19 protein-coding genes are annotated in these 16,597 nt (G+C 66.3%); 14 read left to right on the top strand and 5 right to left on the bottom strand.

Annotation, left to right across the window (positions count from 1 at the left end):
• The first annotated feature begins 1 nt into the window (after position 1).
• The 5 genes from AC1RNP_RS01310 to AC1RNP_RS01290 all read left to right on the top strand — a co-directional run bounded on the left by AC1RNP_RS01310 (position 2) and on the right by AC1RNP_RS01290 (position 4,295).
• Positions 2–589, top strand: coding sequence for a GNAT family N-acetyltransferase (locus AC1RNP_RS01310; protein WP_493049408.1), 588 nt, complete (start codon positions 2–4; stop codon positions 587–589).
• Positions 590–770: 181 nt separating this feature from the next.
• Entirely contained in the window at positions 771–1,472 is a 702-nt protein-coding gene (locus AC1RNP_RS01305; RefSeq protein ID WP_493049407.1) for a TorF family putative porin, read from the top strand.
• Between the two features lie 33 nt (positions 1,473–1,505).
• Complete coding sequence (locus AC1RNP_RS01300; protein ID WP_226467481.1) at positions 1,506–1,844, top strand: P-II family nitrogen regulator; 339 nt, start codon at positions 1,506–1,508, stop codon at positions 1,842–1,844.
• 19 nt (positions 1,845–1,863) lie between these two features.
• Positions 1,864–3,411 (top strand): ammonium transporter, encoded by a 1,548-nt coding sequence (locus tag AC1RNP_RS01295; protein WP_493049406.1) that lies wholly within the window; start codon positions 1,864–1,866, stop codon positions 3,409–3,411.
• Between the two features lie 152 nt (positions 3,412–3,563).
• Positions 3,564–4,295, top strand: coding sequence for an N-acetylmuramoyl-L-alanine amidase (locus AC1RNP_RS01290; RefSeq protein ID WP_493049405.1), 732 nt, complete (start codon positions 3,564–3,566; stop codon positions 4,293–4,295).
• A gap of 10 nt (positions 4,296–4,305) precedes the next feature.
• On the opposite strand, the gene AC1RNP_RS01285 is transcribed toward AC1RNP_RS01290, so the two are convergent.
• On the bottom strand, positions 4,306–5,172 hold the full coding sequence (locus tag AC1RNP_RS01285) for an alpha/beta hydrolase (protein WP_493049404.1): 867 nt from the start codon (positions 5,170–5,172) through the stop codon (positions 4,306–4,308).
• Positions 5,173–5,459: 287 nt separating this feature from the next.
• Here AC1RNP_RS01285 and AC1RNP_RS01280 point away from each other — a divergent pair, with 287 nt between their 5' ends.
• The 3 genes from AC1RNP_RS01280 (at position 5,460) to AC1RNP_RS01270 (ending at position 6,742) form a co-directional block, all read left to right on the top strand.
• Complete coding sequence (locus AC1RNP_RS01280) at positions 5,460–5,984, top strand: CHRD domain-containing protein (RefSeq protein WP_493049403.1); 525 nt, start codon at positions 5,460–5,462, stop codon at positions 5,982–5,984.
• A gap of 140 nt (positions 5,985–6,124) precedes the next feature.
• Complete coding sequence (locus AC1RNP_RS01275) at positions 6,125–6,487, top strand: BON domain-containing protein (RefSeq protein WP_493049402.1); 363 nt, start codon at positions 6,125–6,127, stop codon at positions 6,485–6,487.
• Between the two features lie 21 nt (positions 6,488–6,508).
• Positions 6,509–6,742: a hypothetical protein gene (locus tag AC1RNP_RS01270; RefSeq protein ID WP_493049401.1), complete on the top strand. Its 234-nt coding sequence runs from the start codon at positions 6,509–6,511 to the stop codon at positions 6,740–6,742.
• A gap of 40 nt (positions 6,743–6,782) precedes the next feature.
• Here AC1RNP_RS01270 and pdxR read toward each other — a convergent pair whose 3' ends face one another.
• Complete coding sequence (pdxR, locus tag AC1RNP_RS01265; RefSeq protein ID WP_493049400.1) at positions 6,783–8,252, bottom strand: MocR-like pyridoxine biosynthesis transcription factor PdxR; 1,470 nt, start codon at positions 8,250–8,252, stop codon at positions 6,783–6,785.
• Positions 8,253–8,357: 105 nt separating this feature from the next.
• Between pdxR and AC1RNP_RS01260 the strand changes: the two genes are divergently transcribed.
• The 3 genes from AC1RNP_RS01260 to AC1RNP_RS01250 are packed head-to-tail and all read left to right on the top strand — an operon-like array spanning position 8,358 to position 11,185.
• Positions 8,358–9,164, top strand: coding sequence for an MBL fold metallo-hydrolase (locus AC1RNP_RS01260; protein WP_493049399.1), 807 nt, complete (start codon positions 8,358–8,360; stop codon positions 9,162–9,164).
• 35 nt (positions 9,165–9,199) lie between these two features.
• Positions 9,200–10,099 (top strand): DMT family transporter, encoded by a 900-nt coding sequence (locus AC1RNP_RS01255; protein WP_493049398.1) that lies wholly within the window; start codon positions 9,200–9,202, stop codon positions 10,097–10,099.
• Between the two features lie 60 nt (positions 10,100–10,159).
• Positions 10,160–11,185, top strand: a complete 1,026-nt coding sequence (locus AC1RNP_RS01250) for an SDR family oxidoreductase (protein WP_493049397.1) — start codon at positions 10,160–10,162, stop codon at positions 11,183–11,185.
• Between the two features lie 220 nt (positions 11,186–11,405).
• Here the strand turns inward: AC1RNP_RS01250 and AC1RNP_RS01245 are convergent, their stop codons facing one another.
• A complete protein-coding gene (locus AC1RNP_RS01245; RefSeq protein WP_493049396.1) occupies positions 11,406–12,299 on the bottom strand; it encodes a LysR family transcriptional regulator in 894 nt (297 codons plus the stop codon).
• Positions 12,300–12,407: 108 nt separating this feature from the next.
• Here AC1RNP_RS01245 and AC1RNP_RS01240 point away from each other — a divergent pair, with 108 nt between their 5' ends.
• From AC1RNP_RS01240 to AC1RNP_RS01230, 3 genes are all read left to right on the top strand, one after another.
• The gene (locus AC1RNP_RS01240; protein WP_493049395.1) at positions 12,408–12,620 is read left to right on the top strand and encodes a hypothetical protein; all 213 of its coding nucleotides are present in this window, start codon (positions 12,408–12,410) and stop codon (positions 12,618–12,620) included.
• On the top strand, positions 12,617–13,438 hold the full coding sequence (locus AC1RNP_RS01235) for an agmatinase family protein (RefSeq protein ID WP_493049394.1): 822 nt from the start codon (positions 12,617–12,619) through the stop codon (positions 13,436–13,438). The genes AC1RNP_RS01240 and AC1RNP_RS01235 overlap by 4 nt, the downstream gene beginning before the upstream one ends.
• Positions 13,439–13,722: 284 nt before the next feature.
• On the top strand, positions 13,723–14,991 hold the full coding sequence (locus AC1RNP_RS01230; RefSeq protein WP_493049393.1) for a glycosyltransferase: 1,269 nt from the start codon (positions 13,723–13,725) through the stop codon (positions 14,989–14,991).
• Positions 14,992–15,005: 14 nt separating this feature from the next.
• Here AC1RNP_RS01230 and AC1RNP_RS01225 read toward each other — a convergent pair whose 3' ends face one another.
• The gene (locus tag AC1RNP_RS01225; RefSeq protein WP_493049392.1) at positions 15,006–15,449 is read right to left on the bottom strand and encodes a hypothetical protein; all 444 of its coding nucleotides are present in this window, start codon (positions 15,447–15,449) and stop codon (positions 15,006–15,008) included.
• A gap of 162 nt (positions 15,450–15,611) precedes the next feature.
• A complete protein-coding gene (locus AC1RNP_RS01220; protein WP_493049391.1) occupies positions 15,612–16,553 on the bottom strand; it encodes a LysR family transcriptional regulator in 942 nt (313 codons plus the stop codon).
• Positions 16,554–16,597 lie beyond the last annotated feature (44 nt).

Genomic DNA, 16,597 nt, shown 5'->3' with positions numbered 1-16,597 from the left:
TGTGTTGCCCTCCCTTCGCGCGCCGCGAAGGGAGGGATCGGGCCAGCTCCGCAGTTGTTTTTTGCAACGGAACGAGGTGTCTTTTTTGGAAATCCGCCTGGACGACCTTCAATCCACCGAAGTCATCGCATTGCTGCGCGAGCACTTGCACGGCATGCGCCAGGTGTCACCTCCGGAAAGCACCCACGCACTGGACCTCGCCGAGCTGCGTCGTCCGGAGATCACGTTTTGGAGCGTTTGGGAGGGAGACGAGCTGGCCGGCTTCGGCGCGCTGAAGGAGCTGGATCCGCTGCATGCGGAGATCAAGTCGATGCGCACGGCGATCGCGCACAAACGCAAGGGGGTTGCGTCGCGATTGCTGGAGCATCTCGTCGCGGAAGCGGAGCGCCGGGGCTATCGCCGGCTGAGCCTGGAAACCGGCTCCATGGATTATTTCGAACCCGCGCGCCAGCTGTACGCGCGTTTCGGATTCGATATCTGCGCTCCGTTCGATGCGTACGTTGAAGATCCGAACAGCGTTTTCATGACGAGGGAGATCAGCTCGAGGGAAGCAGGCGAAGGAGCCGGCCAGCTTCGTGCTTTCGCGTGATCCGGACGACGGAGATGCGAAAACGCGGGCAAGCCGAGCCGACAGGAGAAAGGTAAACGGTCAGGGCGCCATAGAAGCGGCCGGCCAGCAACATCAGCAGTGACCGGGGAGGGCCATCCTTTGAAGAGGGCCTGTCATGTCGTTCCGAAAGATTGCAATCGCATCGTCCCTAACTCTGCTCATGTTCGGAGCGGGTTACGCGCACGCCGGCACCACAGGCTCGGTCGCCCTGACCAGCGATTATGTTTTCCGTGGCGTGTCCCAGACCAACGAAGACCCCGCTCTGCAGGGCGGCATCGAATACGCCCACGACAGTGGTTTCTACATCGGCGCCTGGGGCAGCAACATCAGCTGGCTCTCCGACATCCCCGGTGACATCTCCAGCAGCCTCGAACTCGATGGCTACTTCGGCTATCGCGGCAAGGCCGGCGAGATCTTCGCCTACGACGTCGGTGCGCTCACCTACTACTACCCGGGCGATTTCCCCGACGACTTCAACGAGGCCAACACGACCGAGCTTTACGTCGGCGGCACCCTCACGCCGATCGAGGAGCTGTCGCTGGGCCTGAAGTACTCCTATTCGCTGACCGACCTGTTCGGCTACGTCGATTCCGACGGCAGCGGCTATCTCGACGCCTCGGTCAACTGGACCTTCACGCCGGGCTGGACGCTCAACGTCCACGGCGGCAAGCAGTGGATCAAGGAGAACGAGGATTTCGAATACACCGACTGGAAGCTCGGTGTCACCAAATCCTTCGACAACGGCTTCTCGATCGCCGCGGCCTACACCGACACCAACGCGGACGAGGTGCTGTACACCAACGCGCGTGGCACCAAGATCGCCGACGGGCGTTTCGCGGTGACTTTCGCCAAGGCGTTCTGAGGCAGCGATGCATATCAAGACTGGGAGAACCGCATGAAACTCATCACCGCCATCATTCGCCCGTTCAAACTCGACGACGTGCGCGGCGCGCTCACCGAGGTGGGCGTGTCGGGCATCACCGTCACCGAAGTCAAGGGCTTCGGACGGCAGAAAGGCCACACCGAGCTGTATCGCGGCGCCGAATACGTCGTCGATTTCCTGCCGAAGCTGAAGATCGAATGCGCGGTCACCGAAGAGCTGCTCGAACGCGCGCTGGAAGCGCTGCAGTCGGCGGCGGGCACGGGCAAGGTCGGCGACGGCAAGATCTTCGTCACGCCGATCGAGCAGGCCATCCGCATCCGCACCGGCGAGCTCGGCGCCGATGCACTCTGACATCCACACGGAGGCAACCATGAAGACTCGATTTTTCTCCGGGTGGTCCACCCGTGTTCACGCGCTGTGCCTGACGCTGTTGTGTGGCCTGATGTTGTCCGGCCTCACGGCGGTCGCCTTCGCGCAGGAGCCCGCTGCGGCGCCTGAGGCAGCGGCGAGCGCACAGGAAACGCCAGCGGCATCGGCTGAAGCAACTGCCGCGCCCGCGGAAGCTGCCGCGGCTGCCACGGAAGAAGCTCCTGCCGCGCCAGCACCGACAGCCAGCAAACCCGACACCGTCTGGGTCCTGGTCTCCGCGGCGCTGGTGATCTTCATGACGCTGCCGGGCCTCGCGCTGTTCTACGGCGGCCTGGTGCGTTCGAAGAACGTGCTGTCGATCCTGATCCAGAATCTCACGGTGTTCTCGCTGATCGCGGTGTTGTGGGCGCTGTACGGCTACAGCTTCGCCTTCACCGAAGGCAGCGCGTTCATCGGCGGCACGGATCGATTGTTCGCGAAAGGGCTGGATGCGAATGCGCTCGGGGCCACGTTCACCAAGGGCGTCTACATTCCCGAGCTGGCGTTCTTCGTGTTTCAGGGCGCCTTCGCCAGCATCACCTGCGCGCTGGTGCTCGGTGCGTTCGCCGAACGCGTGAAGTTCATCGGCGTGCTGGTGTTCACGGTGCTGTGGTTCACCTTCGCCTATCTGCCGATGGCGCACATGGTGTGGTTCTTCCCCGGCCCGGATGCGTTCACCGACGCCGATGCGGCGACCAAGGCGCTGGAGAAATCCGGCTTCCTGTTCGCCAAGGGCGCGCTGGACTTCGCCGGCGGCACGGTGGTGCACATCAACGCTGCCATCGCCGGCCTGGTCGGTGCGTATGTGATCGGCAAGCGCACCGGTTACGGGCGTGAGGCGATCAAGCCGCACAACCTGACGCTGACGATGATCGGCGCCTCGATCCTGTGGGTGGGCTGGTTCGGCTTCAACGCCGGTTCCGCGCTGGAAGCGAACGGCGTGGCCGCGATCGCCTTCGTCAACACCTTCCTCGCGACAGCGGCGGCGGTGGTGGCGTGGGTGCTGGTGGAGTGGATCACCAAGCGCAAGCCCTCGCTGCTGGGCGCGGCCTCGGGTGCGGTGGCGGGACTCGTGGCGATCACGCCGGCGGCCGGTTTCGTCGGCCTGTGCGGCGCGCTCGCGATCGGGGCGATCGCCGGTGTGCTCTGCCTGTGGGGCGTGAGCGGATTGAAGCGCCTGCTCGGTGCCGACGACAGCCTCGACGTGTTCGGCGTGCATGGCGTGGGCGGCATCACCGGCGCGTTGCTGACCGGCGTGTTCGCGGCGCCGAAGCTGGGTGGTTCGGGCATCTGGGATTACGTCACCGAAACCGCGCTGCCGGAATACGACATCGCCGGACAGGTGTGGATCCAGGCGCAGGGCGTGCTGCTCACGGTCGTGTTGTCGGGCGTGGTGGCGCTGGTGTCGTTCCTGATCGTCAAGTTCACCGTCGGCCTGCGCGTGCCGGAAGACGCCGAACGCGAAGGCCTCGACATCACCTCGCACGGAGAAAGCGCATACGAAGCATGACGGCCGTGCGGCGGGTCTAGACCCTCCCCGGGGCCGCCGCACCATGCTGTTCATCCCGATGCATCCGCGCATGCGGTGCATCGGGATTTTTTTGTCTTCGCGTCATGCCCGATGCGACTTGCAAATCGTCGCGCGCACGGTTGCAATGCGGCATGCGCTTCCGACATCTCATCGCCGCCGTCCTCGTCGCGGCGCTCGCCGCCTGCGCGCACGCGCCGGAACACAATCCGCTCGCGCAATGGGTGCCATCGAAGAATTTCGGGCCGCGCAAGGCCGTGCTGATCGTGATCCACGCCACCGAACAGGACTCGGTGCAGGAAAGTCTCGACACGCTGCGCACCGCCAACAGCGGTGGCCCGGTCAGCGCGCACTACTTGATCGGCCGTGACGGCAAGCGCTATCAACTCGTGGCCGATGGCGAACGCGCCTGGCACGCGGGGCCGGGGCGCTGGGGCACGATCGGCGATCTGAATTCCGCGTCGATCGGCATCGAGCTCGACAACGACGGCCTTGCCGAATTTCCTCCCGGGCAGATCGACAGCCTGCTGGTGCTGCTGGAGGACTTGTGCACGCGCTTGAACATCGCGCGCACCGACATCGTCGCGCATGCGGACTTCGCGCCGACACGCAAGCGCGATCCGGGCGCGAAATTTCCCTGGAGGCGGCTTGCCGAGGCCGGTTTCGGCCGCTGGCCGGCGGCGGATGCGGGCGAACCGCCGCCCGGTTTCGATCCCTGGCTGGCGCTGCGCCTGATCGGCTATCCGTTGGAAGATCGGGCCGCGACCGTGCGCGCGTTCCATCGCCACTTCCGCGGCAGCGAGACCGACGTGCTCGATGCCGAGGACTTGCGCATCCTCCACGCGTTGACGCGATCGACGGACTGAGCGATTCCGGTCACGCCGCGGCGGCGGCCCGTGGCGATAGCCATGTCTCCAGCGCCGTCAGCACCTCGCTGCGGCCCGGATCGGCTTCGTTGAACAGCTCGTGATAAAGCGTGTCGAACTTCTGCGTGGTCAGCAGCGCGGGCGACGCGACGGCGGCGAAGTCGCGGCTGCCGGCGGGATCGACGAGGTAGTCGTCACCCGCGTACAGGAGCAGGCTCGGCACTTGCAGCTGCCGGGCATCGGCGATGCACGCCGGCCCTGCGTGGAAGATGAAATTCGCCAGGCGCGGTGTGATCCAGCCATAGCGCAACGGGTCCCGTTTGTACGCAGGCCCGACGGCGGGATCATGCGAGAGCTTGTCGGCTTTCAGGCCGGCGCGCAGCGGCAGGTTCGGCAGCCACGACGCCAATCGCGCGGCCAGGGATTGCAGCCACCTGGGTTCATGCGCGCGCAGCACGGGCGAGGAGAGCATCAGCAGCGGCGGCGCGATGCGGCCATCCAGCACCGTGCGCAGCGCGACCAGGCCGCCCATGCTGTGACCGAGCAGCAGTGGCGCGAATCCGAGCGAAGCCGCGTAGTCGGTGTAAATGTCGGCCAGGTCCTCCAGCAGCGCGTCCGCGCGCGGAATCGCGCCGTGCTGTCCGGCCGTGCGGCCGTGCCCGCGCTGGTCGTAGCTGCGCACCGCATAGCCGCGCCGGTTGAACCACTGCGCCAGCGCGTCGTAGCGCCCACAATGCTCGCCGAGGCCGTGCACCAGCAGCACCGCGCGGTGCGCGCCGGAGATCGGCCAGTCGCGCACGAACAGCGCGGCGCCATCGCGCATCGTCAGCGGTGCGAGGGCCGCAGTCTCCCGTGCCTGTCCGTCGTCTGGAGGCATACGCCCTCGAAAACCATGGATGTTCAGCAGACGATGCACCGTCGCCAAGGACCGCGCAACCGGGGCGTTGCCGCACCGCGCCATTGTCCACCGTGCGCATCGTCGCGATTGTCCTGGCTGAACGGGTATCGGAGCCGACACCCGTCACGCCGCAACGGCGATGCCGGTCGACCGCGGACCGCTCGTCGGCGGGGCCGGTGCCGGCCGAAGAAATTCACCGGTGTTGAACGATCGTGCGCCTAGCGTGCTTCGACCGCATCCGCGGTTTCCCTCGCCCGAGGTCCGCCATGAGACCGTCCGCCGCTGTGCCGCGCCCGCTGCTGGCAGGGGCGCTGTGTGCCGTTTCCGCGCTGGCTTCCGCCGAAGTCGTGGTGGTGCCGCTGCGCAGTTTCGAGGAAGTGCCGTCAGTGTCGTCGACGGCGAAAGGCGCGTTCGTGGCCTTCATCGACGATCGCCAGGGCAGCATCCGTTACGAGTTGCGCTACAACGCGCTGCAGGGCGATGTCCGTCAGGCGCACATTCATTTCGGGCAGCGCGGCGTCAACGGCGGGGTGAGCGTGTTCCTGTGCCAGACCGCGGCCAATCCCGATCCCACCGGCCTGGCGCCTACGTGCGCCCCCGCGCCCGCGCGCGTGACCGGCACCCTGACCGCCGCCAACGTGATCGGACCCGCGGGGCAGGGCATCGCCGCGGGCGAATTCGCCGAACTGGTGCGCGCGATCCGTGCGGGCGCCGCATACGTCAACGTGCACTCCAGCACGTTCCCGGCGGGCGAAGTGCGCGGACAGACGCATCACGGCTGGTCGGATTGAGGAGAGGTTCAGTCACTGCACCTGGCGATAACGCCGCGATTCCCCGGCGTTAACTCCCGTCATCGTACGGTGGTCGTGCGCCGACGTGAGCCGCGTGCGCGTTTTCGTCGGCGTATGACTCCTTCATTGAGGACGCCGATATGAAACCGATCACCCTTGTTGCAGCAGGCACCTTGCTTGCCAGTGCGCTTTCCGGTGCCGCCATCGCCGCCGATTCCAGGGCCGGCGGACAGCAGACCACGGAAGGCATGGCGCAGGATTCCTCACAGCAGCCGATAGGCGACAGCTGGATCACCACCAAGGTCAAGGCCGAATTGCTGGCGGCGCGTGATGTCTCGGGCCTGGAGATCAACGTCGAAACGCTCAACGGCCAGGTCAGGCTGTCCGGCACCGTCGAGACGCAGGCGCAGGCCGACAAGGCGGTCGCCGTGGCGCGCGGCGTCAAGGGCGTCAAGGACGTGGATGCGACCGCGCTGACCTTGAAGGGTTCGGCGGGCCGCTGAGGCAAGCAAAGGGAGACTGACATGCCGACCTGTGATGTTTGCGGCAACGACTACGACAAGACCTTCACCGTTTCGATGGGAAGCGAGCGCGGCACCTTCGATTCCTTCGAATGCGCGATCCATGCCATGGCGCCGCGTTGCGCGCATTGCGAATGCCACATCGTCGGCCATGGCGTGGAGCACGCGGGCCGGTTCTACTGCTGCGCGCACTGCGCCAAGACGGCCGGCGTGCGCGGGGTCGAAGACCGGGTGTAGAGGCGGATCGCGCCGCGCACTTCACTTCGGCACGGTCTATCTATCCGGCTTCCGTGCCGATGGTTTCCAGTGTGCGGCGCAGCCGCGACAGCGCCGGCGCGATCTCTTCGGCATCGATCACGCCATAGCCGAAGGAGAGCGCCGGCTGCCGTGGCGGCGTCAGTGAATATTCCGCGATCGATTGCGCGCCGGGCGCATGCCGCCGTGCGATGGCGATGATGCGATCGGCGTGTTCCGGTGCACGGATGCGCGCCGCCAGGTGCAGGCCGGCTTCGGAAGGAATCGGGTCGAGCCATGCGCCCAGTTCGCGTCGCAGGCCATCGAGCAGGGCCTCGCGCCGCGCGGCGTAAAGCGTGCGCATCCTGCGCACGTGCCGCGCCATGTGGCCGCCCTGGATGAACGTGGCGAGGGTCGCCTGCGCGATCTCGTCGCAATGTGAATCGGCGTACTGCTTGGCCGCGAGCAGGCCATCGCGCGCCCATGCCGGCGCGACGACGAAACCCTTGCGCAGGGCGGGGAACAAACTTTTCGAGAACGTGCCGACGTAGAACACCAGCGCGTCGCAGTCGAGCGTCTGCAGGGCATCCAGCGGACGGCCGCCGAAGCGGAATTCGCCGTCGTAATCGTCCTCGATGATCACCGCGTCGTGCCTGCGCGCGAACTCGAGCAGGGCGGTGCGGCGTCGCAGCGACAACGCGACGCCGGTGGGGGATTGATGCGAAGGCGTCACGCAGATCACGCGCGCATCGTCCGGCAGCTGATCGACGCACAGGCCTTCGTCATCCACCGGAATCGCCGCCACGCGCGCGCCGGCGTTGGCGAAGGCGGTGCGGAAGGTCGGATAACCCGGATCCTCCACCGCCACGCAGGCGCGATCGGGCGTCACCAGCAGGCGCGCGAGCAGATCGAAGGCCTGCTGCGCGCCGGAGGTCACGATCACATCCTCGCCCGTGCACGCCACCGCGCGCGCGAACGCGACGTGCTGCGCGATCGCCTCGCGCAACGCGGGAATGCCTTCGGTGGGCGGATAACGGAAGGGCGACTTCGCCCACGCACGCAGAGACTGCGCCGACAGCTGTCGCCATAACGCATGCGGGAAATGGCGGTAATCGGGAACGCCGATGCGGAAGCTGCGCGGCGGCAGATCGGACGGCGCGATCGGCCCCATGAAAGGCGGCTGCCAGTAAGTGGGGTTCAGACGATGATCGTCCGGCTTCGGCAGATGCCGCGCGACGTTCGCGGGGCGTCTGGCGGCGATGCTGGCGACCGTGGCCTTCGCGCCCGGTTTCGGCACCACATAACCCTCTGCCATCAGCAGGTCGTAGGCGGCGACCACCGTGTTGCGCGCAATGCCGAGCACGGCGGCGACCCGGCGCGTGGCGGGCAGGGTCGCGCCCGCGGCCAGGCGGCCGTCGAGGATCGCGGCGCGCAGCTGCTGGTGCAGGGCTTGCGTCAGCGAGCCCTGTCCGCGCGCCGGCAGGGCCAGGGCGAAGGGAAAAACTGGCTCCATCTATTTTCCAAAAACTGGAATCTCCAAGGGTCCAGATTACGCCCTTCAATAGCCTCAGGCGGCAATCCCGGCCGCCGCGCCCAATCCAGCTCCGCGAGGCCCGCCATGCCCTGTTACGTCTGCGCCACCTGCGGTACCCAGTACGCCGAAACGGCCGCGCCGCCCGCGCATTGCCCGATCTGCGAGGACGATCGCCAGTACGTCGGCTGGCAGGGCCAGGCCTGGACCACCCACGAAGCGCTGGCCGCCAAGCACACGCAGCGGCTGGAAGACGACGCCGGCCTGCTCGGCATCGGCCTGTCGCCGGACTTCGCCATCAACCAGCGCGCGCTGCATCTGCGCACGGACGCCGGCAACCTGCTGTGGGAGTGCGTCAGCCTGGTCACCGACGAGGCGGTCGCCGCCTTGCAGGCGCGTGGCGGTGTCGACCGCATCCTTATCTCGCATCCGCACTTCTACACGGCGATGGTGGAGTGGAGCGAAGCGCTCGGCGGCGTGCCGATCCTGCTGCACGAGGCCGACAGGGCCTGGGTGCAGCGGCCGTCGAAGCGGATCGAATTCTGGAGCGGCGACACACTCGCGCTGTCCAACGACGTCACGCTGATTCGTTGCGGCGGCCATTTCCCCGGCAGCACCGCCATCCACTGGAAGCGTGGACCGCGTCCCGGCGGCACACTGCTGCCGGGCGACGCGCTGCAGGTCGTATTCGACCGCCGCCACGTCACTTTCATGTACAGCTATCCCAACTACGTGCCGATGAACGTGAGCGACGTGCGCGCGATGCGCGAGCGCCTGGACCCCTTCGATTTCGAGGACGTGTACGGCTACACCTGGGGCCGCAACATCATCGGCGGCGGCCGCGCGGCCGTCGATGCCTCGTTCGATCGCTTCCTGCTCGCCGCCGCCGCTTGACACACCATCGATACTGATCGCCCGAGGATATCCTCATGCAAGCCATCGAGACCGCTCCCGTGTCGACCACGACTCCCGCCGAACGCGCCTGGCTCACGCCGCTGGAACTATCCGTGCTTGGCGCGATCTGGGGCGCCTCGTTCCTGTTCATGCGCGTGGCCGCGAACGACTTCGGCCCGATCGCGCTGGTGGAAGTGCGGCTCGCGCTCGGATCGATCGCGCTGATGCCGCTGCTGTGGCGCGCGCGGCGGCAGTTTCCTCTGAGCTTGTGGCCGAAGCTCGCATTGATCGGTGCGATCAACTCGGCGCTGCCGTTCCTTCTGTTCGCCTGGGCCGCGCAGCGTGCGCCGGCCGGCGTCGGCGCAATCACCAATGCGATGACGGTGCTGTTCACCGCGCTGGTCGGCTTCCTGTTCTTCGGCGAGAAGATCGGCACGCGCCGCGCCGTCGCGCTGGTGGCGGGATTCGCTGGTGTCGTGGTGCTGGCGAGCAGCAAGGTGGCCGGCGCCAGCATCGGCTGGGCCGTCGCCGCGGGCGCGACCGCCTCGTTCCTGTACGGCATCGGCATCAATCTGGTGCGCCGGCATCTGACCGGATTGCCGCCGGCCGCGGTCGCCTCCGCCACGCTCGGCAGTGCCGCGTTGCTCGCGCTGCCGTTCGCGATCGCGACCTGGCCGCAGGCGGCCATTCCGATGAAATCGTGGGTGTCGGCCGCGCTGCTTGGCATTCTCTGCACCGGCCTGGCTTTCGTCCTGTATTACCGATTGATCGCCCGCATCGGCGCCGCGCGCGCATCCACGGTGACCTATCTCATCCCGCTGTTCGGCGTCGCCTGGGCATGGTTGCTGCTCGACGAACCGCTCACGCTGAAGATGGGCATCGCCGGTGCGCTGATCCTCGGCAGCGTCGCCTTCAGCCAGCGCGCGCCGAAGTAGCGGCCGCGCGCCATCCTCCGTGCTACGTTGCCGCCTTCGATCCGCAGGCGAGGGACGGCGATGGCAACGGTGCTGGTGACCGGCGGTTCGGGATTCGTCGGCAGTCATTGCCTTCTGCAGTTATTGGCCGCCGGCCATGCCGTGCGCACCACGGTGCGCGACGCGAAGCGTGAAGCCGGCGTGCGCGCCATGCTTGCGCAAGGTGGCGCTGAGCCCGGAGACCGGCTTTCCTTCGCCGTCGCCGATCTCGAACGCGATGCGGGCTGGCCGGAAGCCGTCGCCGGTTGCGACTACGTGCTGCACGTCGCTTCGCCGTTCCCGGAAAGCCTTCCGAAACACGAAGATGAACTGATCGTCCCCGCGCGCGAGGGCGCATTGCGCGTGCTGCGCGCCGCGCGCGATGCCGGCGTCAAACGCGTGGTGCTGACATCCTCGTTCGCCGCGATCGGCTACGGCCATCCGCCGCGGCAAGCCCCGTTCGACGAAACCAGCTGGACGCAGCCCGATGGCGCCGACGTGCTGCCCTACGTGAAATCGAAGACGCTGGCCGAACGCGCCGCCTGGGATTTCATCGAGCGCGAAGGCGGCGGGCTGGAACTGTCGGTCGTCAATCCGGTGGGTATCTTCGGTCCGGTGCTGGGGCCGGATTACTCGACCTCGATCCTGCTGGTGCAGCGGTTGATGGATGGCGCCATGCCGGGCTGTCCGCGTCTGTACTTCGGCATCGTCGACGTGCGTGACGTGGCCGCGCTGCATCTGCGCGCCATGACCGATCCCGCCGCGAAGGGCGAACGCTTCCTCGCCGTCGCCGGCGATTTCCTCTCCATCCGCGACATGGCGAAGGCGCTGAAATCGCGCATGGGCACCGCCGCGAAACGCGTGCCGACCTTGCAATTGCCCGACTGGCTGGTGCGCTTGGCTTCGCTGCGCGATCCGGCCGTGAAGCAGATCCTGCCCGAGCTTGGCAAGCCGAAGAACGCGACGTCCGAGAAAGCGCGGCGCGTGCTGGGCTGGACGCCGAGACCGAGCGAGGATGCGCTGGTCGCCACTGCGGAAAGCCTCGTGCGGCTTGGCTTGTTGAAGTGAGTCGTTGAAGTGAAGAGTTGAAGTGAAGCGACGAAATTGTTTTCGTCACAACGCCTGACAAAAATACCGTGCCCAACAAAAAATGCCGTCATCCCGGCGAAAGCCGGGATCCAGCCTTTCGTCCGGGAACGAATCTTCCAAGCAAAAAGCTGGATCCCGGCTTTCGCCGGGATGACGAGGCGGAAGAATTGGGCGCTTCTCCTGATCCTATCGGGTGCTCTTAGGAATCGCCCGTCAACTCCGACAACAGCGCGCGCACCAACGGCGAAGAAGCTAGCGTCTTGCGCGTGAGCGCATGCACGCTGCGGCTGAGCGGCAAGCCACCGGGTTCGCGGGTCACGATCGCCTCAGCGCTTGGGAAACGCAGCCCGAGTTCCGGCGCAAAGCCCACACCGAGTCCCGCCGACACCATCCTGAGCAGCAGATCGTAATCGTCGACGGTATGGGCGATCCGCGGCGCGAAACCGGCGGCCGCGCAGGCGCGTTGCGCCAGCAGGTGATCGTCGGTCTGCCGCGATCCGACGATCCAGTGTTCCCGCGCCAGCCGCTCCAGCGCGATCGGTCCGCGCTCGGCTCGCCACGCTGCCGGCAACGCGAGCAGCACGCGTTCTTCCAGCAGCAACTGTGAAGCGAGACCGGCCACCTCCGGTCGCGGCACCAGGTTGTAGGCGAACGTGATGGCTAGATCGCAGCGGCCATCGCGCACGGCCTCGATCGCATCGGCGGATTCGAGTTCGCGAAGCACCACGTGCATCTGCGGGAAGCGATCCCGCAGCCGCACGATCGCCGGAAGCAGATGCGTCCTGGCGAACGTCGAGAAGCAACCGACTTCCAGTGTGCCCTTCGGGTGTTCGTCGGCCGCACGCAGGTCGCGTTCGGCGGCCTCGACCGCTTGCAGGATCGCATCCGCATGCGACACCAAGCGCGTGCCTTCCGCGGTCAGGCGCACGCGGCGCCCGACATGCTCCAGCAAGGCGACGCCGGCTTCGCGCTCGAGCGTGGCGAGCTGCTGCGACACCGCGGAGGAGGTGAGGCCGAACGCATCGGCGACCGCCGTCATCGTGCCGCGATGGGCGAGTTCCCGAAGCAAACGCAGGCGGGTCAGGTCAAACATCAAGAAAATCTTACAATCAATTGAAGATTTGCGAAGTGGACCTGACAGATTAGCGTCGCTAAGGTCCCTCTCCATCGAGCCGGGACGGCCCGGCGAATGGAGAACGCCATGATCGAACAGCGGGTGATCCCGGCAGCCAGCGGTGTCGGGCTGCGACTCGGGCGCGGCGAACGACTGCGCATCATCGATCCGCAAGGCGGACAGAGCGGCGATCGCGCTGTCCTCGTGTCCCGCCTCGACCTGCAACGGCGGCGCGTCGCCCAGGCCGCTCGCCTTCGAAATTCTCGGCGACTGACGCCACGCAACCGGAGATTCGAATGACCAGGCTTTCCCTGTTGGGGATTCCCAACGACGACAATTCCTCGTTCCTGCAGGGCCCCTCCGAGGCGCCTCCCCTGATTCGCCGCGCCCTGTACTCCGACGCGTACAGCGCCTGGAGCGAAACCGGAATCGATCTGCTCGCCGCCGGCAGACTGACGGATCATGGCGACATCCGTTTCGATGGCGCTTCCGATCCCTGGAGCCTCATCGAGCAGCGTGTAAGCGATGCGATGGCATCCGGCGATCCATTGATCTGCCTCGGCGGCGACCATGCGATTACTTATCCGATCCTGCGCGCGGTGCGTCGCCGCCATGCCCGCTTGACCATCCTGCACATCGACGCGCATCCGGACATCTACCACGCCTACCAGGACAATCCGCGCTCCCACGCCTCGCCATTCGCGCGGATCATGGAAGAGCGGCTGGCCGATCGCCTGATCCAGGTCGGATTGCGCACGCTCAATGCCGAGAACCGCGCACAGATCGAACGCTTCGGCGTCGAGATCGTCGAAGCGGCGCACTGGCGCGGAGACCTCCGGCTCGACATCACAACCCCGGTCTACCTCTCGCTGGACCTCGACGGGTTGGACCCGGCCCACGCCCCCGGCGTCTCGCATCGCGAACCCGGCGGCCCGACGCTGCGTCAGGTGATCGATCTGATCCAGGGCATCGGGCAGCCGATCGTGGCCGCCGATATCGTCGAGTACAACCCGCGTTGCGATCTTTCCGACATGACGGCGCTCGTCGCGGCGAAGCTGCTCAAGGAAATCGGCGGAATGATGGTGAAGAACGCGCGGAAGAGTGCCGCAGCAGCATGAACTGATCGCACGAGCGCGGTCGCGCCCACGCCTGGGTGAAAGGTATGTGAAATCTCCAGTCGGCGCGCGGCAGCGGGATGCCGCGCGTTGTCGTGTCATCGCGACCCACGGGATTCACGCAAGCGAGACGCGAATAACGTTCAAGCTGTGCAGCAGTTCATGCAAGTATCAAGCCGCGTTGACGGGTTCGATAAAACCGATCCCAGGTCCCATGAAGACCGTTGAGGGCTCGATAGACTGCAATCCACCGGTATCGGTCGCGAGATGGGGAGTGGGGAGACACGATGAAGGCAATCATCCTGACCGGAGGCTCCGACGGCGACGTCCATCCTCATCTCGCGCTCGCCAGCGCGCTGCGCGAGCGCGGGCACGAGGTCGTGTTCCTGGCGACGTTCGAATATATCGAGGCGGCGCGATCGCTCGGATTGCGCGCCATCTGCACCCTCGGCGGCGACGAGAAGCGCGCCTTCAACGAGGAGGCGAGCCGCATGCGGCCGCTGCAATGGATCCGCAGCCATTTCCGGTTCTTTTCCGGGAAGATCGCCGCCTGTGCGCGCTTGGCCGCGAACGAGATCGATGACGACACGGTGATCATCTCGCCGTTGTCTGTTTCCGGCATCGCGCGGTTGTTGCACGACCGCTACGGAACGCCCTACGTGTCGACGATGCTGACGCCGGCCGATCTGATCTCCCTGCGTGATCCGCCGTTCTACAAATCCTTGCGCGGCGTGCTCGGGTTGCCATATGGATTGCGCCGTCCGGCGTTCGCGGCCGTCGAATATGCCTTGATCGATCCGCTGTGCCGAAGCCTGCTGCGCGAAGCCGCGCGCGACCTCGACCGCACGCTGCCACGGCGGATGTACAGCCGCTGGCTGTTTTCGCCGCAGCGCATCGTCGGCCTGTTTCCGGAATGGTTCTGCAAGCGCCCGCCGGATTGGCCGGCGCATGTCACGCTGACTGGGTTTCCGCTGTATCGCAGCGCCGACGCGGCGCGCGAACTGCCGGAAGGGTTGCTGCGTTTCCTCGACGCCGGATCGCCACCGGTGGTGGTCGCGGCCAGCACGGCGGCGACGAAGAGCCGTGCCTTCTTCGAAATGGCGATCGCGGCGCTTCAGTCCGCCGATCAGCGCGGCATCCTGGTGACCCGCCTCACCGATCAGCTGCCGCCGCTGCCGGACGGCATCACGCACGAGTCGTATCTGCCGCTCGATTTGCTGCTGCCGCGCGTGGGCGCGTTCGTGCACCAGGGCGGCGTTGGCATGGCCGCGCTGGCGATGTCGGCCGGCGTACCGCAACTGATGCTGCCGTCCTTCACCAACCAGACCGACAACGCGCGCCGCGTCGCCGCGTTTGGTTGCGGCATCACGCTGGAACGCGATCGCGATGCCGCGACACTCGCGGCCGCGCTGCGCGAACTCGTCAGCCCGGCGAGCATCGAGCGCTGTCGTGCCGTGCAGCAGAAGACCGAACCCGGTGAGCGCGCATGCGCACGCGCGGTCGAGGTGATCGAGCAGACCGTGCGTGATGCGCGCGGCCTCGCGCTTGCGGCGTAGGCGGGTAAAGGCATTTATCGCGTTGAATCAGTCGGAATGCGATTCGTGCGCGGCCATGCGGGTGTTCGGTGTTTGCGTCTTCCGCGCAACGCCAGCGTCATTCCCAGCCACCCCTGCAGCGGCAGGGTCAGCACCAGCCCGGCGCAGAACCACCATGGATAGTCGGCACCCATCTGAACCACGCCCCACAGAGCAAAGGCCAGCAGCAACACAAACAAGATCAGTGCGTGGACGCGAGGCGCGCAAGGCGCCAGGCGCGCCACCATCCAGATGGCGGCCGTGCCGGACGCGATCACCCAGCCAAGATCCCAGGCCAGCCGGCCGTCACCGCCCGGCGGCAATCCGAATCGTTCCGCAAGCCAGCCACCCGCCTGATTGATCAGCACCACTGCCGCGGCGGCGAAGAGAATCACCAGAATTGAGCGCAACAGGGTGATCGGCTTTCGCCAGTACGACATTGGGCTTTGATCCGGTGGGCGCGAATGTCGCGGGACAGATGATCAGGCTGCCGGAATCCAAAACGACAGGCGGCAAGCATGCCGCCGAAGTGTGCGCCTGCCCCGGACGCATGGCATGTGCCGGCAGGCGGTGTGCCTGTTGGCGTGGCGAGGCGCCGGTGATCACTGCCCGCTGGCGGCTTCGGAGGGCTGGGGTTCGATCTCGCGCCGCGACATGAGCCCCTCGCGCAGGCGCGGCACGGCAAAATCGAGAAAGGCGCGCAGTTTCAACGGCAATCGCCGGCCTCCGTCGAAGACCAGGTTGACGGGGGCGGGCGCCGTTTCGTATTCGCGCAATACCAGTCGCAAGGCACCGGTTCGCACGTGCTCGGCGGCCTGATACGAGATGACGCGCGTGAGGCCGGCGCCAGCGATTGCCGCGTCGACGGCGGCTTCGGCGGTGTTCACGACCAGCCGCGTGCGAACCGGGACCAGCGATTCGACATCCTCATGCGTGAAGCGCCAATAGTCCGGAACAGACAAGGCTTCGAACGTGACGCATGTGTGCGTGCGCAGGTCTTCGGGAACTTCCGGCACGCCTTGCCGCGCGAAGTAGGCCGGGCTTCCACAGATCACACGCCGGAATTCCCCGATGCGAGTGGCCGTCAGGCGACTGTTGGGCAATTCGCCGATACGCACCGCCAGATCGATATGGTCGTCGGCGAGATTGACGACGCGGTCTCCCAATACCAGCCGGACATCAACCTCCGGATACACCTGCAGGAATTCGACGATCACTGGCAGCACGTGCAGGCGCCCGAAGGCGATCGGCGCCGTGATGACCAGATCCCCGCGCGGTTCGGAGTATTCGCCGGCGGCGGTGCGCTCGGCTTCATTGATGTCTTCAAGAATCCGTTTGCACGAGGCGACGTAGTCACGGCCCGCATCGGTCAGCACAAGCTTGCGCGTGGAGCGGTTGAGCAGTCGCGTGCGCAGATGGGTCTCCAGATCGGTCAGTTTCCGGCTCACGGTGGCGAGCGGCATGTCGAGCTTGCGGCCCGCCGCCGACAGGCTGCCGCATTCCACGGTGGCCAGAAGCACCGTCATCGCCTCCAGGCGGTCCATGTCTATTCTTCCAAAATTCGGAATAATGATTCCAAAATATACTA

Source organism: Luteimonas sp. GW821-FHT14E02, from assembly GCF_058803905.1.
This window is presented reverse-complemented; position numbering and strand designations above follow the sequence as displayed.